At 67.7% G+C, this 25,699-nt stretch carries 23 protein-coding genes; 20 read left to right on the top strand and 3 right to left on the bottom strand.

All coding sequences use genetic code 11. The annotated features are described in order from the left end of the window. Positions 1–39 precede the first annotated feature (39 nt). From yajC to RQG82_RS00590, 4 genes are all read left to right on the top strand, one after another. The gene (gene yajC, locus RQG82_RS00575) at positions 40–441 is read left to right on the top strand and encodes a preprotein translocase subunit YajC (RefSeq protein ID WP_311257205.1); all 402 of its coding nucleotides are present in this window, start codon (positions 40–42) and stop codon (positions 439–441) included. A gap of 52 nt (positions 442–493) precedes the next feature. Beyond that, positions 494–2,224, top strand: a complete 1,731-nt coding sequence (gene secD, locus RQG82_RS00580) for a protein translocase subunit SecD (RefSeq protein ID WP_311257206.1) — start codon at positions 494–496, stop codon at positions 2,222–2,224. After that, the gene (gene secF / locus RQG82_RS00585) at positions 2,224–3,213 is read left to right on the top strand and encodes a protein translocase subunit SecF (RefSeq protein ID WP_311257207.1); all 990 of its coding nucleotides are present in this window, start codon (positions 2,224–2,226) and stop codon (positions 3,211–3,213) included. The genes secD and secF overlap by 1 nt, the downstream gene beginning before the upstream one ends. Before the next feature lie 65 nt (positions 3,214–3,278). Next, complete coding sequence (locus RQG82_RS00590) at positions 3,279–5,528, top strand: bifunctional (p)ppGpp synthetase/guanosine-3',5'-bis(diphosphate) 3'-pyrophosphohydrolase (RefSeq protein ID WP_311257208.1); 2,250 nt, start codon at positions 3,279–3,281, stop codon at positions 5,526–5,528. Here the strand turns inward: RQG82_RS00590 and RQG82_RS00595 are convergent. Beyond that, a complete protein-coding gene (locus RQG82_RS00595) occupies positions 5,515–6,066 on the bottom strand; it encodes a type IV toxin-antitoxin system AbiEi family antitoxin (protein ID WP_311257209.1) in 552 nt (183 codons plus the stop codon). The genes RQG82_RS00590 and RQG82_RS00595 overlap by 14 nt on opposite strands. 61 nt (positions 6,067–6,127) lie before the next feature. After that, positions 6,128–7,480 (bottom strand): DUF349 domain-containing protein, encoded by a 1,353-nt coding sequence (locus RQG82_RS00600; RefSeq protein ID WP_311257210.1) that lies wholly within the window; start codon positions 7,478–7,480, stop codon positions 6,128–6,130. 215 nt (positions 7,481–7,695) lie between these two features. Between RQG82_RS00600 and RQG82_RS00605 the strand changes: the two genes are divergently transcribed. Together RQG82_RS00605 and RQG82_RS00610 are read left to right on the top strand one after the other, a co-directional pair. Then, the gene (locus RQG82_RS00605) at positions 7,696–8,766 is read left to right on the top strand and encodes an FAD-dependent oxidoreductase (protein ID WP_311257211.1); all 1,071 of its coding nucleotides are present in this window, start codon (positions 7,696–7,698) and stop codon (positions 8,764–8,766) included. Positions 8,767–8,797: 31 nt separating this feature from the next. Continuing rightward, positions 8,798–9,517, top strand: a complete 720-nt coding sequence (locus RQG82_RS00610; RefSeq protein ID WP_311257212.1) for a winged helix-turn-helix domain-containing protein — start codon at positions 8,798–8,800, stop codon at positions 9,515–9,517. Between the two features lie 78 nt (positions 9,518–9,595). Here the strand turns inward: RQG82_RS00610 and RQG82_RS00615 are convergent, their stop codons facing one another. Further along, complete coding sequence (locus RQG82_RS00615) at positions 9,596–9,895, bottom strand: hypothetical protein (RefSeq protein ID WP_311257213.1); 300 nt, start codon at positions 9,893–9,895, stop codon at positions 9,596–9,598. A 111-nt stretch (positions 9,896–10,006) separates the two neighbouring features. On the opposite strand from RQG82_RS00615, the gene RQG82_RS00620 reads away from it, so the two are divergent. The 14 genes from RQG82_RS00620 to RQG82_RS00685 all read left to right on the top strand — a co-directional run bounded on the left by RQG82_RS00620 (position 10,007) and on the right by RQG82_RS00685 (position 25,692). Continuing rightward, positions 10,007–11,338, top strand: coding sequence for a replication-associated recombination protein A (locus tag RQG82_RS00620; protein WP_311257214.1), 1,332 nt, complete (start codon positions 10,007–10,009; stop codon positions 11,336–11,338). A gap of 161 nt (positions 11,339–11,499) precedes the next feature. Beyond that, positions 11,500–12,129 (top strand): 30S ribosomal protein S4, encoded by a 630-nt coding sequence (gene rpsD / locus RQG82_RS00625; RefSeq protein WP_210097983.1) that lies wholly within the window; start codon positions 11,500–11,502, stop codon positions 12,127–12,129. A gap of 105 nt (positions 12,130–12,234) precedes the next feature. Continuing rightward, positions 12,235–12,423: a hypothetical protein gene (locus tag RQG82_RS00630; RefSeq protein WP_311257215.1), complete on the top strand. Its 189-nt coding sequence runs from the start codon at positions 12,235–12,237 to the stop codon at positions 12,421–12,423. Between the two features lie 81 nt (positions 12,424–12,504). Continuing rightward, positions 12,505–15,165: an alanine--tRNA ligase gene (gene alaS / locus RQG82_RS00635; RefSeq protein ID WP_311257216.1), complete on the top strand. Its 2,661-nt coding sequence runs from the start codon at positions 12,505–12,507 to the stop codon at positions 15,163–15,165. Continuing rightward, a complete protein-coding gene (gene ruvX / locus RQG82_RS00640) occupies positions 15,162–15,650 on the top strand; it encodes a Holliday junction resolvase RuvX (protein ID WP_311257217.1) in 489 nt (162 codons plus the stop codon). The genes alaS and ruvX overlap by 4 nt, the downstream gene beginning before the upstream one ends. Further along, complete coding sequence (gene mltG, locus RQG82_RS00645; protein WP_311257218.1) at positions 15,637–17,172, top strand: endolytic transglycosylase MltG; 1,536 nt, start codon at positions 15,637–15,639, stop codon at positions 17,170–17,172. The genes ruvX and mltG overlap by 14 nt, the downstream gene beginning before the upstream one ends. Continuing rightward, the gene (locus tag RQG82_RS00650) at positions 17,169–17,981 is read left to right on the top strand and encodes a shikimate dehydrogenase (RefSeq protein ID WP_311257219.1); all 813 of its coding nucleotides are present in this window, start codon (positions 17,169–17,171) and stop codon (positions 17,979–17,981) included. The genes mltG and RQG82_RS00650 overlap by 4 nt, the downstream gene beginning before the upstream one ends. Positions 17,982–18,035: 54 nt before the next feature. Beyond that, positions 18,036–19,265, top strand: coding sequence for a chorismate synthase (gene aroC, locus RQG82_RS00655; protein ID WP_311257220.1), 1,230 nt, complete (start codon positions 18,036–18,038; stop codon positions 19,263–19,265). Then, the gene (locus RQG82_RS00660; RefSeq protein ID WP_311257221.1) at positions 19,249–19,767 is read left to right on the top strand and encodes a shikimate kinase; all 519 of its coding nucleotides are present in this window, start codon (positions 19,249–19,251) and stop codon (positions 19,765–19,767) included. The genes aroC and RQG82_RS00660 overlap by 17 nt, the downstream gene beginning before the upstream one ends. Continuing rightward, a complete protein-coding gene (gene aroB / locus RQG82_RS00665; protein WP_311257222.1) occupies positions 19,764–20,852 on the top strand; it encodes a 3-dehydroquinate synthase in 1,089 nt (362 codons plus the stop codon). The genes RQG82_RS00660 and aroB overlap by 4 nt, the downstream gene beginning before the upstream one ends. After that, positions 20,849–21,286 carry a type II 3-dehydroquinate dehydratase gene (gene aroQ, locus RQG82_RS00670; protein WP_311257223.1) on the top strand — a complete coding sequence of 146 codons (438 nt, stop codon included), beginning with the start codon at positions 20,849–20,851 and terminating at the stop codon, positions 21,284–21,286. Before aroB ends, aroQ begins: the two co-directional genes overlap by 4 nt. Before the next feature lie 75 nt (positions 21,287–21,361). After that, positions 21,362–21,922 (top strand): elongation factor P, encoded by a 561-nt coding sequence (efp, locus tag RQG82_RS00675; RefSeq protein WP_140037127.1) that lies wholly within the window; start codon positions 21,362–21,364, stop codon positions 21,920–21,922. A gap of 3 nt (positions 21,923–21,925) precedes the next feature. Further along, on the top strand, positions 21,926–22,336 hold the full coding sequence (gene nusB, locus RQG82_RS00680) for a transcription antitermination factor NusB (protein ID WP_042536620.1): 411 nt from the start codon (positions 21,926–21,928) through the stop codon (positions 22,334–22,336). A gap of 56 nt (positions 22,337–22,392) precedes the next feature. Beyond that, positions 22,393–25,692, top strand: coding sequence for an SNF2-related protein (locus RQG82_RS00685; protein WP_311257224.1), 3,300 nt, complete (start codon positions 22,393–22,395; stop codon positions 25,690–25,692). Positions 25,693–25,699 lie beyond the last annotated feature (7 nt).

Below are 25,699 nucleotides of genomic sequence, written 5' to 3' on the forward strand. Positions count from 1 at the left end.
GGTGCGCGCACCTGAGAAAGGCCCTTCGCCACCATGCCCATGGAAATCCTCCTCTTCGGCCTTCTCGCCGTGCTCGTCGTGTTCATGTTCGTCAACGGACGCAAGCGCCAGAAGCAGATGAAGGCAGAGCAGGAGGAGAAGGCCACCAAGACCGTTCCCGGTGTCAAGGTGCTCATGCAGGGCGGCATCTACGGCACGATCGTGGCCTACGACCACGATGACCTCGACTCGCCCGCGCTCGTCGAGATCGCGCCCGGCACGGTCATCGAGGTGCACAGCCAGGCGATCCTGCGCATCGTGGAGCCCAAGGATGCCATCGTCGAGGACGCTGACGACTCGGTCGTCGTGATCGACGAGGCTCCGATCGTCGACGACGCTCCGGCCATCGAGACCACCGAAGAGACCCGTCGTCGTCTCGAGCGCGACGCCGACGACAAGTAGCCTTCGCGCTGCACCACCTCGGCACTCCGGCATCGTAGAAAGCTGATCACACGTGGCCACTTCTTCCCCGGTCCGTCACGCCTGGCGGGTCCTCACGGGCCTGCTCCTGGTGACGGGCATCCTCTTCGGCATCAACGCGCTCGGCGTCCACGTGTTCGAGAAGAGTTCGTGGACTCCTGAGCTCGCGCTCGACCTCCAGGGCGGCACGCAGATCGTGCTGAGCGCCGAGACCGAAGACGGTGCCGCGCCCTCGCCGGAGCAGCTCGACCAGGCGGCGTCGATCATCCGCCAGCGCGTCGATGCGTCGGGCGTGGCCGAGGCCGACATCACCACCGAGGGTGGCCGCAACATCGTGGTCCAGATCCCTGGTGTGGCCGACGAGCAGACCCGCGCGCGCATCCAGTCGAGTGCGCAGCTCGAGTTCCGCCCGGTGCTCGCCACGACCGCCGGCACGAACCAGTACGTGGGAGAAGACGGGAACGAGACGGCGTACCCGACTCCGGACGACTCGCTGAACGCGACGCCGACGGCCGAGCCGACCGACGCGAGCGACCTCGCGTGGGTCACCGACAGGCTCGCGGCGGAGTTCCAGGCGTACGACTGCGCCAACCCTGACAACGACCCCTCGAATGCACCGAAGGACGAGCCGCTCATCGCGTGCGATCCCTCCGGTCAGGCGAAGTACCTGCTCGGTCCGACCGAGCTCACCGGTGACGCGATCACCGACGCATCCGCAGGCCGCGATCCTCAGTCGGGTGCATGGCTCGTGCAGCTGACGATGAACGCAGACGGTGCCGAGGCTTTCGGCGAGGTCAGCACCCGCTTGAACCAGAACCGCCTGGCGGAGCTCTCCCCGCGCGATCAGTTCGCCTTCGTCCTCGACGGCTCCGTGATCAGTGCACCGCGGATGAACGGGCAGATCCTCGACGGTCGCCCCAGCATCTCGGGTGACTTCAACCAGGAGTCGGCGACCGCCCTCGCAGACCAGCTCAAGTTCGGCGCGCTGCCGCTGAGCTTCGAGGTGCAGAGCTCCGACACGATCTCGGCGACCCTGGGCACCCAGCAGCTCCAGATCGGTCTCATCGCCGGACTCATCGGGCTCGCACTCGTCGCCATCTACTCGCTGATCGTGTACCGAGCACTCGGATCCGTGATCATCGCATCGATCGCGGTGATGGCGGTGCTGACCTACATCATCATCTGCATCCTGGCGTGGAGACTCGGCTTCCGCCTGTCGCTCGCCGGCGTCGCGGGCCTGATCGTCTCGATCGGCTTCACCGCCGACTCGTTCATCGTCTACTTCGAGAGAATCCGAGACGAGCTCCGAGACGGCAAGTCGATCACCTCGGCGGTCGAAGACGGCTGGGGCAGAGCCAAGCGGACGATCTACATCTCGAAGTCGATCAACATCCTCGCGGCCGTCGTGCTCTACATCCTCGCCGACTCCACGGTGAAGGGCTTCGCCTTCACTCTGGGCCTGACGACCCTGATCGACGTGTTCATCTTCGTGATCTTCACGCACCCGGTGATGCAGCTCCTCGCCCGCACGAAGTTCTTCGGGGGCGGCCACAAGCTCTCGGGCCTCGATCCCGAATCGCTCGGCGCGGTGTACCGCAGCCGATCGCAGTTCCGTCAGGTGTCGACCGCGACGGCGGGCCGTGGTGCGAAGAACGCCAGGGCCAAGGGCGAAGCCGAGCGCCGTCAGACCATCGCAGAGCGCAAGCGCGCCGAAGCACTAGCCGGTGACAGATCCAGCCGCACCGGAAGCGAGGGGGACGCCTGATGGCTTCCATGAACGAGTTCGGCAACAACCTCTACACGGGAAAGACGTCCTTCCCGTTCGTCGGCAAGCGCCGCCTGTGGTTCATCATCGCGATCGTGCTGGTGGTCGGCTCGGCGCTCGTGCCCCTCATCCGACCGATCCAGTTCTCGATCGAGTTCACCGGCGGCTCGCAGTTCACGGTGCAGGCGCCCGACAGCTTCGAGCAGGAGACCGCCACTACTGCAGTGCAGTCCGTCGTGCCGGGCGCGGCGACCAAGGTCGTCGTCGTCGGTGGCAACGACATCCGTGTGCAGACCGACCAGATGAGCGCCGAGGAGACCCAGCAGGTCTCCAACGCCCTCGCCGACGCCTATGGTGTCGCGCCCGAGAGCGTCACGTCGTCGTTCATCGGACCGGCCTGGGGTGAGAACGTCACCAAGCAGTCCCTCTGGGGTCTCGCGATCTTCCTCGCGCTCACCTTCCTGATCCTCGCGATCTACTTCCGCACCTGGAAGATGTCCGCAGCGGCGATCATCGGCCTGCTCGATGTGCTCGTGATCACGGTCGGCGTCTACGCCCTGGCCGGCTTCGAGATCTCGCCTGCGGCCGTGATCGGCTTCCTCACGATCCTCTCGTACTCGCTGTACGACACCACAGTCGTGTTCGACAAGATCAGGGAGAACACGACGGAGGACGGCGAGAACTCGTCTCGAACGTTCGGCGAGTCGGTCAACCTCGCGGTGAACCAGACGCTCATCCGATCGATCAACACCTCGGTCGTCGCGGCGCTGCCTGTGGGAGCCGTGCTCTTCATCGGCGCCTTCTGGCTCGGTGCCGAGTCGCTCACCGACATCTCGCTCTCGATCTTCGTCGGCATCCTGGTCGCCACCTACTCGACGCTGTTCGTGGCCGCTCCGCTCTACTCGCTGTTCCGCGAGAACGAGCCGCAGATCGCTGCGCGCGATGCGAAGATCCGCGAGGCGCGAAGCCTCGCCACTGCAGAGGCCTGATCCCCGCTCTGCGGGGCCGCACCCCGCAGAGCCCGCGTAAACTGTTGTGATTCGGAGGTGAGCGGATGGCGGAACCGCAGACGGCGTCGCAGGGCTCCAGCCTGAGACGACTGGTTCCCCGCATCTTCTCCCGCGCGCCCAGGGTCAACGACCTCGACAACTTGATCCGCACAGTGCGCGCGAATCATCCCAAGGGTGATCTCGCCGTCATCGAACGGGCCTACACGGTCGCGAAGGACAAGCACACCGGACAGCTGCGTCAGAGCGGTGAGCCGTACATCACGCACCCGCTGGCCGTGGCGCAGATCCTCGCCGAGATGGGACTCGGCCCCCGTGCGATCGCCGCGGCTCTGTTGCACGACACCGTCGAAGACACCGGCTATGCCCTCACCGACCTCACGGCGGAATTCGGCGACGAGGTCGCGATGCTCGTCGACGGCGTCACGAAGCTCGACAAGGTCAAGTACGGCGAGAGCGCGCAGGCCGAGACCGTCCGCAAGATGATCGTCGCGATGTCGAAGGACATCCGCGTTCTGCTCATCAAGCTCGCCGATCGGCTGCACAACGCGCGCACCTGGGGCTTCGTCCCCCCTGAGAAGGCCGCGAAGAAGGCCAAGGAGACGCTCGAGATCTATGCGCCTCTGGCCAACCGTCTCGGCATCCAGGCGATCAAATCGGAGCTCGAAGACCTCTCGTTCGCCGTGCTGCATCCGAAGATCTACAACGAGATCCATAACCTGATCGCCCAGCGCACCCCGCAGCGCGAGAAGTACCTCGCTCAGGTCGTCGAGGAGATCGACGAGGATCTTCGTGATCTGCGCATCCGCGGCAAGGTCGTCGGACGCCCGAAGCAGCTGTACTCGGTGTACCAGAAGATGGTGGTGCGAGGTCGCGAGTTCGACGACATCTACGACCTGATCGGCATCCGAGTGCTCGTCGCCTCCGTGCGCGACTGCTACGCCGTGCTCGGGGCGATCCACGCGCGGTGGACCCCGCTCCCCGGTCGTTTCAAGGACTACATCGCGACCCCGAAGTTCAACCTCTACCAGTCGCTGCACACCACGGTGATCGGTCCGTCCGGGCGCACGGTCGAGATCCAGATCCGCACGCATGAGATGCACCAGCAGGCCGAGTACGGTGTCGCCGCGCACTGGATGTACAAGGAGCGGATGAACGGCGGCAAGGCCGAGGTCCGTGCGTCCGACAGCGACATGGCCTGGCTCGCGCACATCTCGGACTGGCAGGCCGAAACCGCCGACCCGGGGGAGTTCCTCGACTCTCTCCGCTTCGAGATCGGCGCCAAAGAGGTCTACGTCTTCACCCCCAAGGGTCGTGTCGTCGGACTCCCGGCCGGCGCGACGCCCGTCGACTTCGCGTATGCCGTGCACACCGAGATCGGCCACCGCACGATGGGCTCGAAGGTGAACGGCCGTCTCGTGCCGCTGGAGTCCGAGCTCAAGAGCGGTGATGTGGTCGAGGTCTTCACCTCGAAGAACCCCGACGCCGGTCCGAGCCAGGACTGGCTCGGCTTCGTCAAGAGCACCCGCGCACGCAACAAGATCCGCGGATGGTTCACGAAGGAGCGTCGCGAAGAGGCCATCGAGCAGGGCAAGGAGGCCATCGCCCGTGCGATGCGCCGCCAGAACATGCCGCTGCAGCGGCTGATGAGCCAGGACTCGTTCGCCGAGGTCGCTCACCAGCTCCGCTATGAAGACGTCTCGGCCCTGTATGCCGCCGTGGGCGAGGGGCATGTGTCGACGCAGTCGGTGCTCGAGAAGGTCACGGCGCTGGTCGCAGCGACCGACCCCGCCACAGGTCCGATCGACCTCCCCGGAAGCATGCCCTCGCGAGAGCCCCGCTCCGGAGATTCCGGGGTGCTGGTGCGTGGTGCATCCGACATCCTGGTCAAGGTCGCGAAGTGCTGCACCCCCGTGCCCGGCGATGCGATCGTCGGCTTCGTCACCCGCGGCAGCGGCGTCTCGGTGCACCGCACCGACTGCCCGAACGTCAAGGCTCTCCAGAGCGACGAAGACCGGTTCGTCGAGGTGTCCTGGGCGCCGACGACGAAGAGCGTGTTCCGAGTGCAGATCCAGGTCGAGGCTCTCGACCGCTCGGGGCTCCTCTCTGATGTCACCCGAGTGCTCAGCGAGCACCACGTCAACATCCTGTCGGCGACGGTCAGCACCACCGACGAGCGCCTCGCGATCAGCCGCTTCGTGTTCGAGATGGGCGATGCCGTTCACCTCGACCGCGTGCTGAACGCCGTGCGTCGCATCGATGCGGTGTACGACGTCTACCGCGTCACGTCGTCCTGACGAGGAGCCTCTCGAGAGCACCTCGTCCGGCACGCTTTCCCGGAACGCGGGTCATTGTTTCGAGTTCGAGAAGCGCAGCCGGCACGAGGCTCGGCTCGGCATGGGCCAGGAGCAGCATCCATCGCCGCAACGACTCGTCGCGGTGCAGGCCGAGGGCGAGGTCGACCATCGTGCGTTCGGGGGTCATCACCGGCACCCCGCCGATGAGCACGACGTGCGTGAGCGAGAGCGCGGTGTCGTGCAGGATCACCCGAGGGGGCAGCGCGAGCCGGATGCGATGGCTGACCGCGCGCCTGACGTGGTGGCGGGCGGGCGGAGCATCGCCGGCCCCGTGAATCCACGCCGCGGATGGCCCGGATGCCGCGGTGTCGGCGGGCACGAGAGTCGCGATCGCGGCCGCCCTCGCACTGGAGCTCTCGATCAGAACGGCGGGGATGTAGCCCTCGCCGAGATCGACCACGTGCCCGTCGATCCTCGCCGCGCTCAGTTCGGGGATGGTGAGTCGATCACCGGGCAGATACAGGAACGCGGGATGCATCACGCCAGTCTGGCGCGGTGCATCCCGCGTTCCGGGTCGATCCGGGGATCTGTGGAGAAGGTCAGCCGCCGAGCGCGTTGAGCCAGGTGCGGCGCGCTTCGAGAGCATCCGCTGCAGCCTTGGCAGCCTTCTTGTCTCCCGACTTCTCTGCGGCGGCGAGCTCGGCCTCGAGCTTCTCGATCGCCTCGAGAAGCTGCGAGCTCATGTCGTTCGCACGCGCCTTGGTCTCGGGGTTGTTCTTCTTCCAGTCGACCTCTTCGCGGGCCTTGAGCGCCTGCTCGATCACGCGCAGGCGATCGTCGAGCGCGCGCTCCTTGTCTCGGGGGAAGATGCGACCGATCTCGTCCCACTGGCGCTGGATGCCGGTGAGCAGCGCGCGGGCGCGCTTGATGTTGGGCTCGTCGGCCACGGCCTTCGCCTCTTCGAGCAGTGCCTGGCGAGCCTCGATCTTCGGAGCGGAGTCTGCCTCTTCGGCCGCCGACTGCTCGGCACGCGCCGAGTACAGCGCGTCTCCGGCCGCCTTGAATCGGGCCCACAGCGCGTCGTCGGCCTTGCGTCCGGCACGGCCGGCGGCCTTCCACTCGTCGAGCAGGGTGCGGTACGCCGGGATGCCGTCGACACCGCGCGGTGCGAGGGCCTCGGCGCGCTCGACCAGACGGGTCTTCGCATCGCGGGCGCTCTTGTGGGTGTCGTCGAGCTCGGAGTAGAACGCGCGGCGTGCCTTGTCGACGGTGCCACGTGCGTCGCGGAACCGCTTCCAGAGCTGCTGCGAGACACCCTTCGACAGGCGTGGTCCGCTCTGCTGCTGTGCCTGCCAGGCGTCGAAGAGCTCTCCGAGCTCTGCAGTCACCTGCTTCCACTGCACCTTCGACAGGTCGCGGGCGGCGATCTCCTCGGCACGCTCGACAAGGACCGTGCGCTCAGCGATGGCCTTGTCGACCAGTTCCTTCGCCTGCTGGGCCTCCTCGGCCGTCGCCTCGGAGAGCGACGAGGTCAGGGCGTTCAGCCGCTCGCGGAGCCCGGCGAGGTCGCCGACAGCGGCCGCATCCGTCGCCTCGGCGAGAAGGTGGCCCGCCTGCTTGACGAGGTCGGCGGCAGAAGCGCCCCCCGCCTCGTGACGCTGTTCGAGCGTGTGCACCTTGAAGGCGATGTCGTCGTACTTGCGCACGAAGTAGGCGAGTGCCTCGTCGGGGGTGCCGTCAGGGTACTGACCGACGACGCGCCAGTCCTCGCCCTCGCGGACCTCGACGGTGCCGTCGTCTGCGACGCGACCCCACTTCGCTGCGTCGGACGACGACGCGGCACTGGCGGCGGTCGGCGCGACAGCAGCGGGCTTCGGCACCTTTCGCGGCAAGGGCGCAGCCGGGGGAGCGGGAACGGGGGGAGTCGGCTTCGACGGCTCTGTGGCAGACACGGTGATTCTCCTTGCGCGGTAGGGCCCGCGGGAGGCGGAAAGGACGAGCTTCAGCCTAGTACGAGAGCGAGGTTGCAATGTGGTGGTCGGATCTCACAATGGCCGTTACCGATCTGTGAGCTAATCGTTCGACGCACGAAACACCGCGCGTCATATGCGGGAAACATCGTGCTCCTATCGTCGCCATCACGACGTCCCCCGGCGATAGGAGCAGTATGAGCGAGGCCGTCCTCACCCCCGCGGAGATCGTGGTGGTCGGAGCCGGCATGGTCGCGCACCGATTCGTCGAGAGCCTGATCAGCACTGCCGAGGTGCCGATCCACGTCACCGTGATCGGCGACGAGGCTCGACACCCTTACGACCGGACGGGAATCTCCGGGCTGTTCTCCGGAGCGGCGCCCGACTCGCTGGAGCTGGACCGCTCGGTCTTCGAAGACTTCCGCGTGCGATTCATGGCAGACGACAGAGTGCTTCGCATCGACCGCGGTGCGCGGACCGTGATGACCCGGTCACGACGGATCGTCCGGTACGACTCGCTCGTGCTCGCCACGGGTTCGTATGCCACGAGCGGGGACATCGTCGGCTCCGACCTGCGCGGATGCTTCGGCTATCGCACTCTCGAGGATGCGCAGAGTCTCGAGTGCTTCGCGGATCGCCGCAGGAAGGAGCTCGGTCGTCCGCTCCGCGGCGCTGTCATCGGCGACGGATCGCTCGCGATTGACGCCGCCGGCTCCCTGCAGCTCTTGGATGTCGTGCCCGTCGTCGTGCAGCACTCCGATCACCTGATGCCCGTGAAGCCGATATCGGAAGCTCACGGCTTCTCATTCACAGGTCTCCTCGAGGCGAGAGGCATTGCCGTCCACACCGAGTCGCACGGTGTGCGTCTGGCGGCGGACTCGTCGGGTGCCGTGGGGGCCGTCGAGTTCGGCGACTCCGTCGAGCCTGTCGATCTGGTCGTTCTCACGGTTGGCCTGCGCCCTCGGGATGAGCTCGCCCGCAACGCCTCGATCGGTGTCGACCCATGGGGCGGCATCGTGATCGACGAACGATGCACGACCTCCGACCCGTGTATCTTCGCGATCGGCGAGGTGGCGAGTTTCGAGGGCCGACGTGTCGAAACGCTGTTTCGCGGCTATGCCATGGCGGAGGTCGCGGCAGCCCGGATCCTCGATGCCGACGCGATGAGTGCTCCGCGAGATGTCACCGCGGTGACGGGTGGTGCGCTGCGGATGAGCGCGTCCGCGGCGGCAGGACCACGACGTATGCGTTCGCTGCAGGCTGTCTGATGTCGATCGTGACGATGCGCAGGGTGCGGCCATGACGCCCGCACGAACCCTCGACTCGACGCTGGTGGGGTGCGCGATCGTCATCGCGGACGAGTGCGCGTCCGGTGACCTCGACGCGATGCTGAGCAGTCGGGGAGCGAACGTCCGGCGTGCGTTCGTTCCGCGCTCGCATGCTCACGAGATGGGCTCGGCCGCGATGCACGCCGCTCGCGGTGAAGTGGATGCGGTGATCCTCGCCTCAGCTTCGGTGGCCGGATTCTGGGTCGAGGCCGCAGAACAGGCAGATGTGCTCGAGAGCATCCGGCGGCGTGCTGGATCGGGCCGCCTGCTTCTCGTATCCCTCGGTGCTGGCGTCGCGGATCGGCTGGGTGACGCCGACCTCCGGACGGCGGTCTCGGATCCCGAACGACCCACGTCGTCGGTCGACCGGGTGATCGAGCATTTCGAGCGTGGCGGCGCACTGTCTCTGCCCACCGATGCCGGCCTGGTCGAGGTCCGGAGCGGTGGCGTCGTCGTCGACGGGGCGTTCGTTCCGCTCTCGCGGTCCGCCGTCGCATTGATCGACGCGCTGGCCTCAGCAGGGGGTCGCGTCATCTCGAGGGCGGAGCTCGGAGCGGCGCTTCCCGGACCACAGCGCACACCGCACGCGGTCGAAGCAGCGGTGGCGCGTCTGCGCGAGGCGCTCGGGCAGAGGGCGCTCGTGCACACGGTGGTGAAGCGCGGCTACCGACTGGCCGTCAACGAGACCTGACAGCGCTCGGAGCAGCGGTGGTGAGATCCGGACGAGTGCGGCACCGCAGAAGACGCCCGCTCGACACGGGACTGAGAGCTATTCGGCCGGAGCGTCGGACGGAAGCGGGTCGGGCAGCGGAGTCTCCGTCGGTACCGGCGCGACTGTCGGTTCGACCGTGGGCGTGGGAGCGGGTTCTTCCGGCGGCCTCGTCTGCGCGAGGGCGACCTGACTGGCGATCGCGCCGGCGATGACCAGTGCGGCGACGACGGAGGCCACCGCGTTGTCACGGGCGCGGCGTCGGATCTGCCCCTCGTGCCACGTCTTGCGGGCGGTGTGCAGGCGCGCGCGCTCCGCCTCGGTGCGCGACTGCTGCGTGCTCTTCCCGCGTCCGGCCATTGCGTGCTCCCTTACTGGACGTGAATGTGCAACGTCGCCTGAGAGCCTACCGTCGAGATGACGCTGCGCTGTTGCGCCCGAAGTGTCGGTGCCCCGCGTTAGCCTGGACGGATGACCTCCGCAGCCGCACTGCTCTCCGGGCAGACGCCCCTCGCCGTGCGCATGCGCCCCGTGTCGCTCGATGAGGTCGCCGGTCAGAAGCACCTGCTGCGCGCCGGTTCGCCGATCGTCGCCCTGGCCGACCCCGCCGCCACCTCGCCGGGCGCCGTCTCGATCATCCTGTGGGGGCCGCCAGGCACCGGCAAGACGACCCTGGCGCAGGCGATCGCGCGATCATCCGGTCGCAGGTTCGTCGAGCTGTCGGCGATCACCGCCGGCGTCAAAGACGTGCGCGAGGTCATGCAGGAGGCGATCACCCAGCGTGACCTCTACGGTCAGACCACGATCCTGTTCCTCGACGAGATCCATCGATTCACCAAGGCGCAGCAGGATGCGCTGCTGCCCGGCGTCGAGAACGGCTGGGTCCTGCTGATCGCGGCCACCACCGAGAACCCCTCGTTCTCGGTGATCTCGCCACTGATGTCGCGGTCGCTGCTCCTCACCCTGCAGCCGCTGACAGACGACGACGTCGGACTGCTCGTCGATCGGGCGGTGACCGATGCGCGCGGGCTCAACGGCGCAGTCACTCTGGCCGATGACGCGCGCGCTGCCCTCATCCGGCTGGCGTCCGGCGATGCCCGGCGTGCGCTCACGGGGCTCGAGGCGGCCGCAGCGGTCGCGCTGTCTAAGGGCGAAGAGGGCGTGGTGCCGGCCGCGACCGCCGATGACGTCGCTCAGGCCGTCGACAAGGCCCTGCTGCGCTACGACCGTCAGGGTGACGAGCATTACGACGTCATCAGCGCGTTCATCAAGTCGATCCGCGGATCCGATCCCGACGCGGCGCTGCACTACCTCGCCAGGATGATCGAGGCGGGGGAGGACCCTCGTTTCATCGCCAGGCGGCTTGTCATCTCCGCCTCTGAAGACGTGGGCCTCGCCGACCCGCAGGCCCTCTTGATCGCCGTCGCCGCAGCCGACGCTGTCGCGTTCATCGGTATGCCGGAAGGGCGGATCCCGCTCGCCGAGGCGACTGTCTACCTCGCCACGACCGCCAAGTCGAACGCGGCGTATGTGGGAATCGACGCGGCGATCGCCGACATCCGCTCCGGGGGGTTCGGTCGGGTGCCGCTGCACCTGCGAGACGCCCACTATCCGGGTGCCAAGCGGCTCGGCCACGGACGCGGCTACGTCTACCCGCACGACGGCGAGTTCGGCATCCTTCCGCAGCAGTATCTGCCCGACGAGCTGCAGGGCAAGCGCTACTACGAGCCGAAGAATCTCGGGGCCGAGCGCGACATCTCGGCCCGCCTCGAGCGCATCCGTCGCATCCTCGACGGCCGCTGACGCGAATCTGTTAGACTGGATCGGCTCGAAACCAAGTTTTCGGGCATCTCCTCGTTCACACCCCACCTTGCTGGCGCCCCGGCGTGCGCTCCAAGGCAGAACGCGGACGATACGTCCGTGAGTCGTGAAAGACGCGACCACGTCATCGGAAGGATAACTTCGTGACCACGAAGTCCCAGGACCGCCGCAAGGTGCGCCTCAGCCGCGCACTCGGCATCCCGCTCACCCCGAAGGCCGCCCGCTACCTCGAGAAGCGTCCCTACGCTCCGGGTGAGCACGGCCGCACCAAGCGCAAGGCTGACAGCGACTACGCCGTCCGTCTGCGTGAGAAGCAGCGTCTTCGCGAGCAGTACGGCATCCGCGAGAAGCAGATGCGCAACACGTTCAACGAGGCTCGCCGTCAGGACGGCCTGACCGGTGAGAACCTGGTCGAGCTGCTCGAGATGCGTCTCGACGCCCTCGTCGTGCGTTCGGGCTTCGCCCGCACCACCGCACAGGCTCGTCAGCTCGTCGTGCACCGTCACATCCTCGTCGACGGCCAGCTCGTCGACCGCCCGTCCTTCCGCGTGAAGCCGGGTCAGCTCATCCACGTCAAGGCCAAGAGCGAGGGCACCGAGCCCTTCCAGGTCGCAGCAGCCGGCGGTCACGCCGAGGTCCTGCCGCCCGTTCCCGGCTACCTCGAGGTCGAGCTCGACAAGCTCCAGGCTCGCCTGGTTCGTCGCCCGAAGCGCGTCGAGGTCCCCGTGACCTGTGAAGTGCAGCTCGTCGTCGAGTACTACGCAGCTCGCTGAGTTCAGCTTTTCCGCAGAAGGCGTCGGGGTCACCCGACGCCTTCTGTCGTTTCCGCATACGATGGAAGCACCGCGCCCACGCGGGCCAGAGGCAAGGATGGCGACATGAAGAACGTGCAGTGGTTCCTGATCGGTGTGATCGGCGGCTTCATCGCGGCGCATCTCATGAACAACGACCCGCGCGGTCATGAAATCCTCGCCGAGGTCGACGCCCGCTTCAACGAGTTCACGGGGATCGTCGGCGAAGCCTTCCGCGAGGAGCAGGCTCGCCTCACCGACCCCGCTGACGACTGACCGTCTCGGCACCCTCGCCGAGACATCACGTCAGTCGGCACGCCCTTCCACACCCTGTACGCAAGGACACCTGGCACCCCTATGAAAACTGCGGAGATCGCGGAGCGGTATCTCGACTTCTTCGAGAAGAACGACCACCTCATCGTCCCCTCGGCCTCGCTGGTCAGCGACGACCCCTCGCTTCTCTTCACGGTCGCCGGAATGGTGCCGATGATCCCGTATCTCACCGGAGTCGTGCCCGCCCCGCACCCGCGCATCGCCGATCTGCAGAAGTGCATCCGCACCAACGACATCGAAGAGGTCGGCAAGACCGCGCGTCACGGCACCTTCTTCCAGATGATGGGCAACTGGTCGTTCGGCGACTACTTCAAAGAGGGCGCGATCCGCTACGCGTGGGAGCTGCTGACGAGCTCCGAGGCCGATGGCGGCCTCGGTTTCGATGAGAAGGACCTCTGGGTCACCGTCTACGAGACGGATGACGAGGCCGAGGCGATCTGGCGCGACATCATCGGCCTCAAGCCCGAGCGCATCCAGCGTCTGGGGCGAGCCGACAACTACTGGAACACCGGCCAGCCCGGCCCCGGCGGACCGGACTCCGAGATCTTCTTCGATCGAGGCCCCGCATACGGCAAGGACGGCGGCCCGGCCGCCGACGACTCGAGGTTCCTCGAGATCTGGAACCTCGTGTTCATGCAGGACTTCATCGAGAACATCCGGGGCAAGACCGAGTTCGACATCGTGGGGGAGCTGCCCCAGAAGAACATCGACACCGGCATGGGACTCGAGCGCGTCGCTTTCCTGAAGCAGGGCGTCGAGAACATGTATGAGACCGATCAGGTGCGTCCGGTGCTCGACCGCGCGGTCGAGCTCTCCGGCCGCCGCTATGGCGCCGTGCACGAGGACGACGTCCGCTTCCGTGTGGTCGCCGACCACGTGCGCTCGTCGCTGATGCTGCTCTCAGACGGCGTTCGCCCGTCCAACGAGGGCCGCGGCTACATCCTCCGGCGCCTGATGCGTCGCACCGTGCGCTCGATGCGCCTGCTCGGTGTCGACGAGCCGGTGTTCCCCGAGCTCTTCGCCACCTCGCGCGATGCGATGAAGTCCGCCTACCCGGTGCTCGAGAAGGAGTGGTCGACCCTCTCTGCTTCGGCGATCGCCGAGGAGGAGACCTTCCGGCGCACGCTGGCATCGGGTTCCACGATCCTCGATCTCGCACTCGACGAGACGAAGAAGGGCGGCGGAGCGTCGCTGAGCGGCTCCGAGGCGTTCCTGCTGCACGACACCTACGGCTTCCCGATAGACCTCACGCTCGAAGTCGCAGAGGAAGCGGGTCTGGCGGTCGACCGCGAGGCGTTCGACACCCTGATGCAGGAGCAGCGCTCACGCGCCAAGGCCGACGCCCGCAACCGCAAGCGTCAGCTCGCGGACGTCTCGGTGTACCGTGACCTCCGCGCTCTCGGCGAGACGGGCTTCGACGGATACTCCGAGCTCGAGGTCGACTCGCGCATCCTCGGGATCCTCGTCGATGGTCAGACGGTTCGCAGCGCGACGGAGGGGCAGATCGCCGAGGTCGTGCTGGCTGAGACCACGCTGTACGCCGAATCCGGTGGTCAGGTCGCCGACAAGGGTGTGATCGTCGGCCCCGGGTACGAGCTCGAGGTGCTCGACGTGCAGCGCCCGGTGCCCGGACTCATCAGTCACACCATCGAGGTCACCCGCGGTGTCGTCGCCGTCGACGATGCGGCCACGACCGTCGTCGATGCGGCCAATCGCCGCGCTGCGCGCCAGGCGCACTCGGCGACGCACCTGGTGCACGCCGCGCTCCGCGACACGCTCGGTCCGACGGCGACGCAGGCCGGGTCGCTCAACCGCGCGGGCTACATGCGGTTCGACTTCTCGTGGTCGCAGGCGCTCTCCGCCGACACCCGCACCGAGATCGAAGAGATCACCAACCGCGCCGTCAACGACGCTCTCGAGGTCACGACCCGCATCCTCACGCTCGACGAGGCGAAGGAAGCCGGAGCCATGGCTCTGTTCGGCGAGAAGTACGGCGATGTCGTGCGCATGGTCGACATCGGCGGGCCGTGGTCGCGCGAGCTGTGCGCGGGAACCCACGTCAGCACGAGCGCGGAGATCGGTCTCGTCAGTGTCGTCGGCGAATCGTCGGTCGGCGCATCGAACCGCCGCATCGAAGCGCTGGTCGGTCAGGATGCGTTCCGCGAGCTCGCGGCAGAGCGCGCGCTCGTGTCGCAGCTCACGACTTCGCTCAAGACGCCTCGCGACCAGCTGGCCGAGCGCATCGCCGATCTCTCCGCGAACCTCAAGGCGGCCGAGAAGCGCATCGCGCAGTTCGAGTCCAAAGAGCGCGCAGGTCGTGTTCCCGCCATCGCCGATGCGGCGAGCCGCGTGGGCGCGTTCCGCGTCGCTGCGCAGTCACTCGGCGAGGTGGCTTCGGCCGATGACGTGCGCGAGCTCGTGCTCGGTGTCCGGGATCGCCTCGGGTCCGACGCCGCGGTCGTCGCTCTCGGCGCCTCGGTCAACGGTCGCCCCGTGGTGGTCGTCGCGACGAACGACGCCGCCCGTGCGGCCGGCGCCAAGGCCGGAGCGCTCGCGAAGCGCGCCGCTTCGGTGCTCGGTGGAGGCGGCGGCGGTCGTGACGACGTCGCTCAGGGTGGTGGCACGGATGTCGCAGCCCTGCAGTCGGCGCTCGAGGCCGTGTCACAGGAGCTGCAGTCAGCGTGAGTGGTTTCCGCCGCGGCGTGCGCATCGGTATCGATGTCGGGCGGGCGCGCGTCGGGGTCGCTCGCTGCGATCCGGATGGCATGCTTGCGGTGCCTGTCGAGACGGTGCAGCGGAATGAGCAGGCGATCGACCGGATCGCCGTGATCGCCGAGGACTACGACGTGCTCGAGTTCGTGGTCGGACTGCCCGTCAATCTGATGGGCGCCGACACGGCGTCGACGACGGATTCCCGCGAGTTCGCGGTCGCCCTGCAGGCGCGCACCGGCACTCCGGTCCGGCTCGTCGACGAGCGACTCAGCACTGTCACGGCACACGCCGCGTTGCGTTCTTCGGGCAGATCACAGAAGAACTCTCGTAGCATTGTGGATCAGATCGCCGCGGTGGTCCTGCTGCAGCAGGCGATCGACACGGAGAAGAGCACCGGAAACCCGACCGGTGCCACGATTCCGCTCGACGAGGAGTCCCCCGATAATGCCCGAACGTGAGAGTGCTTCGCCCCAGCACGATCCGGACGCCCGCCTGGGTGACCTGTTCGAGAACCTTCCCGACCCGTCGCAGCAGATCCCGACGGTCGACAACACCCCACCCGTACCCGGGTCGCGGCGCGCAGCGCGCGAAGCAGCCGCCGTGCAGCCGCCTGCTGTCCCTGCAGTCCCGTCTCCGGACACCTCGACAGGTGAGGACCTGACGACCCAGGCGATGCCGGCAGCAGCCGCCGGCGACTCGATCGACCCGCGCTCGGCTGCGCCCACGCCGTCAGCGGATGCGGTGACCTCCGCAGAACGAGCCTCCGTCGCGCCGTCGGACGCGCCCACCGGCGACGAGGCCCCGACCAGGGCGGGCGATGGCTCCGTGGCAGGCGGCCGTCTCGAAGACCTCTTCGACGGACATCCGGAGGACCACACAGGCAACCGACCGCCGGCGAAGAAGAAGCGCCGGGCTGGCTGCCTCGTGGCCTTCATCATCGTCCTCGCCGTGATCGGCGGCATCGTCGGTGCCGGCGTCTGGGCGTGGAACGCGTACGGCGACAAGATCAGCGACGCGCTCGGCTGGGGCGATCCCAAGGACTGGGAGCCGGGGATGGCCACCGGCGAGGTGCTCGTGACGATCCATGAGGGCGACACAGGCGCACCGGTGTCGACGGCGCTCTACGAAGCCGGCGTCACGCGCTCGGAGGACGTCTTCTACGACTACCTCGTCACCGAGAACATCGCGATCACCTTCTATCCGGGCATCTATTCCCTGAAGGAGAAGATGACGGCCGAAGCGGCTCTCCAAGCGCTGCAGAATCCCGATAACAAGCGCGAGAACTCGGCCAGCGTCGGCGAGGGCGCGACCATCGAGTCCTCCCTGCCCGACATGGCCGAGTCGCTCGGCATGCCCATCGAGGAGCTCCAGGCGGCGGTCGATGCGGATCCTGCGACGTATGGTGTCACCGCGCAGAGTCTCGAGGGGTGGCTCTTCCCGGCCGTCTACACGTTCGATCCGGAGGTGACGGCCACGCAGGTGATCCAGCGCATGGTCGATCGCACGAAGGAAGCGCTGACAGAAGCCGGAGTGCCCGCCGAAGATGCACAGCGCGTGCTGACGATCGCGTCGATCATCCAGCGCGAGGGCCTCACCGGAGACTTCCCGAAGGTGTCCCGCGTGATCGAGAACCGTCTCGACATCGACATGAAGCTGCAGATGGACTCGACGGCGCAGTACGGATACGGCTCGCTCCACGAGGGTGTCGTCTCGAGCTCCGCCGAGGCCCTCGAGGACGACAACCTCTGGAACACCTACGTGCACACCGGTCTGCCGGTCACGCCGATCGCCAGCCCGAGCTACGCGGCGATCGACGCCGCGATGCACCCCGCTGACGGTCCGTGGCTCTACTTCGTGACCACGAACCTCGCCACCGGAGAGACCCAGTTCTCGGTGACCTATGAGGAGCACCTGCAGGGAGTCGAGAAGTGGGAGCAGTGGTGCCAGGAGAACCCCGACGGGGGATGCTCGGCCGGATGACCCATCGGCGCCTCGCGGTGTGGGGAGACCCGATCGCGCACTCCAAGTCCCCTCAGCTGCACGCCGCGGCTTACGCAGCGCTCGGCGTCGACTGGGAGTACACGCGTCGCCGGGTCGACGAGGCGGCGTTCGGCGGCACCCTGGGCGCTCTGGACGATTCGTGGCGCGGGCTCTCGCTCACGATGCCCCTCAAAGAGCACGCGCACCGCGCCGCGAGAACGCACGATCGCTACGCGGACCTCACCGGAGCGGTCAACACGCTGCTGCTGACCGACGGCATCCGCGGCTTCAACACCGATGTCGGCGGCATCCTCGACGCCCTGGGCGAGCAGGATCTGCTCGACATCGAGAGCGTTCGCATCCTCGGCGCCGGCGCCACGGCCTCATCCGCTCTGGTCGCGTGCGTCGAGGCAGGAGCCCGCGCGATCGACGTGCGGGCTCGCCGACCTGAGCGCGCTGCCGAGCTCGTGGCTCTCGGGCGGCGGCTCGGGGTCTCCGTCTCGGCGTCGCCCTTCGATGCAGACGCGGTCGACGTCGGCCTCACCGTGGCGACGCTGCCCGGTGGCACGGCCCTCGACTCGACGACCGCCGCGCGATTGAGTGCGAGCGGGGGAGTGCTGTTCGATGTCGCCTATTCGCCCTGGCCGTCGGCGCTCGCATCCGCGTGGAGCGACGGCCGCGCCGCCTCCGGCGAGGCGATGCTGCTGCGTCAGGCCGTGCGTCAGGTCCGGATCTTCGTGCATGGTGACCAGAGCGTTCCGCTGCCGTCCGAAGAGGCCGTGGTCGCCGCCATGAAGACCGCTCTGTAGTCACCGGTCGTCACGCGGCACGATCCGAGTCGAAACGCGTGGGAGACTAGAACAATGCTCCGCGTGCTCACGGCCGGCGAATCGCACGGCCCAGAACTCATTGCCGTCATGGAGGGTCTGCCTTCGGGCGTCCCGGTGTCCTCTGAGGCGATCCAGGCCGATCTCGCACGTCGCAAGCTCGGTTACGGGCGCGGCTCGCGCATGAAGTTCGAGCAGGATGAGCTGACGATCTCGGGTGGCGTCCGCCACGGCAGGACCCTCGGCAGCCCGATCGCTCTTCGCATCGGCAACACGGAGTGGCCGAAGTGGATCGAGGTCATGAACCCTGAGCCCGTCGAGCTGACCGACAAGTCCCGCGGCCGGAGCGCACCACTGACCCGCCCGAGGCCAGGTCACGCCGATCTCGTGGGCATGCAGAAGTACGACTTCGATGAGGCCCGGCCCATCCTCGAGCGCGCCAGCGCCCGTGAGACCGCTGCCAGGGTCGCGCTCGGCGCCATCGCCCGCTCGTTCCTCGGCGAGCTGGGCATCCGCCTCGTCAGCCACACGCTGTCGATCGGCCCGGTGCGGGTGCCGGACGGCGCTGAGCTTCCCACCCCCGACGACGTCGACAGGCTCGATGCCGATCCGCTGCGCTGCTTCGACGCGGCGACATCCGCTCTCATGGTGGCCGAGGTCGATGACGCGAAGAAGGACGGCGACACCCTCGGTGGAATCGTCGAGGTGCTCGCATACGGGCTTCCGCCCGGACTCGGCTCGCACGTTCACTGGGATCGCCGTCTGGACGCGCGCCTCGCGCAGGCCCTCATGAGCATCCAGGCGATCAAGGGCGTCGAGATCGGCGACGGCTTCGAGACCACGCGCCGACGCGGCTCCGCCGCCCACGACGAGCTGTTCGCGACCGCAGAAGGCATCTCACGCGGCTCTGACCGCGCAGGCGGCACCGAGGGCGGCATGTCGACCGGAACCGTGCTGCGCGTGCGCGCGGGAATGAAGCCGATCGCCACCGTGCCGCACGCTCTTCGCACGATCGACATCGCATCGGGCGAGGACGCCACCGCACACCATCAGCGATCCGACGTGTGCGCCGTGCCCGCAGCCGGGGTGGTGGCCGAAGCCATGGTGGCCGTCGAACTCGCCAACGCCGTGCTCGAGAAGTTCGGGGGCGACAGCATCGGCGAGACGCGCCGCAACCTCGAGGGCTACCTCGCAGCGATCCCGGCCGAGCTGCGCACGACGCCCGCGTCCGAGGCTGCGCTCATCGCGCATGACGAGCGAGGCTGATCGGCTGACGCTGGTGCTGGTCGGCCCGATGGCCGCCGGCAAGACCAGCGTCGGGCGTCGCGTCGCACGCAAGCTCGGCGTGCCGTTCGTCGACACCGACAAGCGCGTGGTCGCGGCGCACGGCTCCATCCCCGCGATCTTCGAGCAGCACGGAGAGCCGCATTTCCGCGAGCTCGAGCGCGCCGAGGTCGCAGAGGCTCTGCACGAGGGGGGCGTGATCTCCCTGGGCGGAGGGGCGGTGACCGACGCGGGCACCCGAACGCTGCTGCTCGAGCATCCGGTCGTGTTCCTGACCGTCACTGCTGCAGCGGTGGCCGATCGGATCCACAGCGGCGGACGCCCCCTGCTCGCAGGCGATGACCCCGTCGCGCGATGGACGCAGATCTTCGAAGAACGTCGAGACTGGTATGACGAGGTGGCATCCGTGACGTTCGACACGTCGCGGCGCCCCATGCAGCGCATAGCCGACGACATCGTGGCATGGAGGAGAGAACTGGGATGAGTACGACAACCATCAGCGTGACAGGGGAGAACCCCTACGACATCACCATCGGACGCGGCATCCTCGATCGGGTGTCGGCGGCCCTCGAGCCTGGAGTGCGCAAGGTGCTGGTCGTTCACCCGCCCACGCTCGCCGCCCGTGCGGCAGAGCTGCGTGATCGCCTGCTCGCCGACGTCGAGAACGGCCAGCGTGAGGTCTTGCTCGCCGAGGTGCCGGATGCCGAGCAGGGCAAGCGCGTCGAGGTGGCCGCCTTCTGCTGGCAGGTGATGGGACAGGCCGACTTCACCCGCTCGGATGCCGTCGTCGGATACGGTGGCGGCGCCGTGACCGACCTCGCCGGCTTCGTCGCCGCGACCTGGCTGCGTGGGGTGCAGCTCATTCAGGTGCCCACCACGGTGCTCGGCCTCGTGGACGCATCGGTCGGCGGCAAGACCGGGATCAACACGGCCGAGGGCAAGAACCTCGTCGGTGCCTTCTGGGCGCCGCGCGCGGTCATCGGCGATCTCGATGAACTCGCCAGTCTCAGCCCGAACGAGGCGACGGCAGGCTTCGCGGAGGTGGTGAAGGCCGGATTCATCTGGGCTCCCGAGATCCTCGACATCATCGAGGCCGACCCCGCGCGCGCCGTCGACTCGACGACACCCGAGTTCCGGCGGGCGATCGAACTCGCCATCGACATGAAGGCCCAGGTCGTCTCCGATGACTTCCGCGAGGCCGGTCAGCGCGAGATCCTGAACTACGGCCACACTCTGGGCCACGCGATCGAGCATGCGGAGCGGTACCGCTGGCGGCACGGTGCGGCAGTCTCGATCGGCATGCTCTACGCGGCGGAGCTGTCGCGACTGGCCGGGCGGCTGTCGGACTCCGCCGCCGAGCGCCACCGCATGATCCTCGACTCGCTCGGACTGCCGACCGGCTATCGTGCCGGTGCGTGGCCGCAGCTGCTCGCGACGATGCAGCGCGACAAGAAGAGCCGGGGCGGAATGCTGCGGTTCATCCTCCTCGACGACATCGCCAAGCCCACCGTTCTGCAGGCGCCGGACGAGTCGCTGATGTTCGCCGCTTACCAGGAGATCGGTGAATGACCCGCCGCATCCTGCTGGTCAACGGACCGAACCTCAACCTGCTCGGCAGCCGCGAGCCCGAGGTCTACGGCACGGCGACTCTCGCCGATGTCGAGAAGCTCACCGCTGCGGCCGCCGAGGCGGCGGGCTTCGAGCTCAGGGCCGTGCAGAGCAACCACGAGGGGGTGCTGATCGATGCCATCCACGCCGCCAGGGAGGACTGCGCCGCGATCATCATCAACCCGGGTGGGCTCACGCACACGAGCGTGTCGCTGCGCGATGCCCTGACCGGAGTCGCTCTGCCGTTCGCCGAGGTGCACATCTCCGACGTGTACGCGCGGGAGGAGTTCCGGCACCATTCCTACCTCCACGACGTCGCGGCGGTGCGTGTGATCGGCGAGGGTGTAGACGGCTACGCGAGCGCCGTGCGGCAGCTCGCAGCGCTCATCGCGTAGAATCGACTCTCGGCCCACCCCAGTCCACCTCGGACGCGAGCGGCCCCCAGACTCCAGAAACGGAAAGCCCAGCGCATGGCATCTACCGCAGACATCAAGAACGGCGTCGTCCTCAGCATCGAGCGGCAGCTCTGGAGCGTCGTCGAGTTCCAGCACGTAAAGCCCGGCAAGGGCGGCGCGTTCGTCCGCACCAAGCTCAAGAACGTGATGAGTGGCAAGGTCGTCGACAAGACGTTCAACGCCGGCGCGAAGATCGAGATCGAGAACGTCGACCGTCGTGACTACACCTACCTGTACACCGATGGTGACGGGTACGTCTTCATGGACCAGACCGACTACGACCAGATCACGGTCCCCGCAGCGACCGTCGGCGACGCGAAGAACTTCCTGCTCGAGAACCAGCAGGTCACGATCGCGCTCAACAACGGCAACCCGCTGTACATCGATCTGCCGGCGTCCGTGATCCTCGAGATCACGTACTCCGAGCCGGGCGTGCAGGGCGACCGTTCGTCGGCCGGCACGAAGCCCGCCACGCTCGAGACCGGCTACGAGATCCAGGTGCCCCTGTTCGTCGAGACCGGCACCAAGGTCAAGGTCGACACGCGCACCGGCGACTACCTCGGTCGCGAGAAGTAAGGCGTGAGCGCCCGCACGAAGGCGCGCAAGCGCGCACTCGACATCCTGTTCTCCGCTGACGTTCGAGGCGACGAGGTCGCTGTGGCCCTGGCCGCAGAGGCGAAGCGAGCCGCGAGCGAACCCGCCCGTGAGGCCTCCTGGCTGTATGCCCGCGAGGTTGTCGACGGCATCATCGACCACCGTGATGAGATCGACGAGCTCATCACCACGCACAGCCGCGACTGGAAGCTCGAGCGGATGCCCGCGGTCGACCGCGCGCTGCTGCGCATCGGCGTCTGGGAGATCCTCTTCAACGCCGAGGTGCCCACGGCCGTCGCCATCGATGAGGCGGTCGAGCTCGCCAAGGAGTTCTCCACCGACGATTCGGGCGCATTCGTGCACGGTGTGCTCGCCCGCGTCTCTCGCGCGGCCTGAGCGACGACTCAGGACGCGGTCTCCGAGATGTCGGAGGCCGCGGGAAGGATGGGGTCATGCCCGCGCCGCACGTCGATCTTCGAGATCTCATGCAGATCACCGATGCGGGTGGTTATCAACGCGGTCTCGCGTACTTCCGCGAGGGCAACGTCCTCGACGTGGTCTGGCATGAGGATCTCCTCGAACTCGAGGGGCATGTCCGTGGCAGCTCGGACGCCCAGTATGTGACCGAGGTCCTCTTCCACTCGTCGAACGGAACGAGGCGGCCGCGTACGACCCGCTGCTCGTGCCCGGTGCGCAGCGGGTGCAAGCATGTCGTCGCCACGCTGCTCGCCTCCAACGTGCACGAGTACTCCCAGCAGGCTGCGGCTCTCCAGCGGCAGCCCGACGCCCCGACCGAGTCTGCCGCGCCTCGCAGCGCTGCGGCGCCGTCGTGGCGCAACCTGCTCGACCCGTCGGTGTCCCGGCATCCGCAGCGGCTCGCGCTCGGGATCGAGCTGCGGCACCGCGAGTCCCGGAGTGAGAACCACTGGGGCCCACGCCCCGTTCGCGCTGCCACGGCACGCGACCTGGCACGCCCGCACGGTGAGCTGCTGCTGGCGATCCGCCCGATGATGCGCAGCGCGCAGACCGGTGCTTGGATCCAGGGCGGCGCAGGCTGGGATGCCGTCCGTCGTGACGCCTCGCAGTTCGGCCGCGACCAGAATCGCTGGTTCGGAGACCTGCTCAGCATCTCGCGGGATTCGCTGCTCTCCGGCAACGCCGGCGAATGGCTCGTGCTCGATCAGGTGGAGTCGCCGTTGCTCTGGCGACACCTCCGATCCGGCGCCGAGCTCGGCATCCCGCTCGTCGCGAGCCAGAAGAGCGCATCGGTGCGCATCGCCGCCAGCGCAGAGGTCTCGACGCGCATCACGCGAGCGGACGACGGCTCCCTGGTGGTGTCCGCGGACGTGCGCATCGACGATCGTGAGATTCCCGACCGGGAGGTGCATCCGATCGGCCGCACGGGGGTCTACTCGGCCGGCCTCGTGGGTGCGCGGATAGAGATCGTCCTCGCCGAGGCGTCTCTGAGCGAGCAGACACGTGCGCTGCTCGCGGCATCCGATCCGATCGTCGTGCCCTCCGACGACGAGCAGGCGTTCATCGCCGACGCCTACCCGCTGCTGGCGAGGCGCAGCACGGTGCGCACGGTCGGGGCGGTCGCGCTTCCTGACGTTCCCGAGCCCGAGCCCGTGTTGACCGTCAGCTACGAGCGCGGCGATGTCGTGAGCTACACGTTCGAGTGGTCGTACGGTCAGTTCGGGCGCGTGCCGTTCGCCTGGAACGACGCGGCCGTGCGCGACGCCGCGGTCGAGACCGCCAAGAGGGCGAAGATCGAGGCGGCGTGGCAGGAGTTCCGCACGACGAGCTTCAGGCCGAGTGGATCCTTCCACGACATCGACGCGGCGGCGTTCGTCGCGGAGGGGTTTCCCGCGCTCGAGGCGGCGGGAGTCCGCGTCGAGTCGAGCGGAGAGCGCAAGGCGTACCGCGAGCTGACCGGCGACCCCCAGGTCAAGGTCACGACCGTCGAGTCGACGGACTCCGACTGGTTCGATCTCGGCATCCTCGTGACGATCGACGGCCGGATGATCCCGTTCGGGCCGCTGTTCACGGCGTTGAGCAAGGGGCGCAGGAAGCTGCTCCTCTCCGACGGCGGCTACTTCTCGCTCAACCACCCGGCGCTGGATCGTCTCCGCGACCTCATCGAGGAGGCGGGCGAGCTCGACGAATGGGAGACGGGCCCGCGGATCAGCCGCTACCAGACCGATCTCTGGGAGGAATTCGAGGATCTCGCAGACGAGGCCGAGCCTGCTGTCAGCTGGCGCGCCACGGCGGACGGCCTTCGTCAGGCCACCGGTGTTCCCCCGACGCCAGTGCCCGCGGGCGTTCAGGCCGACCTGCGCCCGTATCAGAAGACCGGCTTCGACTGGCTGGTCTTCCTGTGGCGTCATCGGCTGGGAGGGATCCTCGCCGACGACATGGGTCTCGGCAAGACGCTGCAGCTTCTCACGTTCGTGCAGCACACGAGAGATGCCGGCGAGACGCGGCCGTTCCTCGTGCTCGCCCCCACGTCGGTGCTGAGCACCTGGCGGTCAGAGGCCGCACGTTTCACCCCGGGCCTTCGCGTGTCGATCGTCGACAGCACGAGCGGCAAGCGCGCTGACGCGTTGAGGGCGGCGGCCCGGTCGAGCGACCTCGTCGTCAGCTCCTACACGGTCGCGCGACTCGATGAAGAGGAGTTCCGCGAGGTCGAGTGGGCCGGACTGATCCTCGATGAAGCCCAGTTCGTCAAGAACCCGAAGACGAGGCTCCACCGCGCCATCTCGACGTTCCATGCCGACGTCACGTACGCCGTGACGGGCACACCGATGGAGAACAGCCTCTCCGAGCTGTGGTCGCTTCTCAAGCTCGCCGCCCCAGGGCTCTTCCCCTCGGCCCGCAAGTTCAAGGACCGGTACATCCAGCCGATCGAGAAGGGGAAGATCCCCGAGAACGAAGAGGGCGGCGAATACCGCGCTCGGCGCCTCGCCCAGCTCCGTCGTCGCGTCAGGCCTCTGATGCTGCGACGGACGAAGGAGCTCGTGGCGCCCGATCTGCCTGCCAAGCAGGAGCAGCTTCTCGAGGTCGAGATGAGTCCCGAGCACAGGGCCCTCTACGACGTCGTGCTGCAGCGCGAGCGTCAGAAGGTCCTCGGACTCATCAACGATCTCGATCGCAACCGCTTCATCGTCTTCCGCTCGCTCACGCTGCTGCGCATGCTGAGCCTCGCACCGGCGCTGGTCGACGAGGCCGACGCCGAGATCGGCTCGAGCAAGCTCGACACGCTTCTCGAGCGTGTGGTCGAGCTGCAGGCCGAGGGGCACCGCGCTCTCGTCTTCAGCCAGTTCACCTCGTTCCTCGATCTCGCGGCCGCACGCCTCGAGGCCGCGGGCATCCCCTACGCGCATCTCGACGGCTCGACGCGGCGCAGGGAGCAGGTGATCGACGGGTTCAAGGCGGGGGAGCAGCCGGTGTTCCTGATCAGCCTGAAGGCCGGCGGTTTCGGACTCACGCTGACCGAAGCCGACTACGTCTTCCTGCTCGATCCCTGGTGGAACCCGGCCGCCGAAGAGCAGGCGATCGACCGCACGCACCGCATCGGGCAGACGAATCAGGTGTTCGTCTATCGGATGATCTCGACCGGCACGATCGAGGAGAAGGTCCTCGAGCTGCAGCGTCGCAAGGCCCGACTCTTCACCGCTGTGATGGACGACGACGAGCTCTTCGCGCAGTCGCTCACGGCCGATGACATCAAGGGTCTGTTCGACGAGGCGTGATTTGTTC

The sequence above is a fragment of the Microbacterium sp. WCS2018Hpa-9 genome (genome assembly GCF_031843745.1).
Classification (GTDB): Bacteria; Actinomycetota; Actinomycetes; order Actinomycetales; family Microbacteriaceae; genus Microbacterium.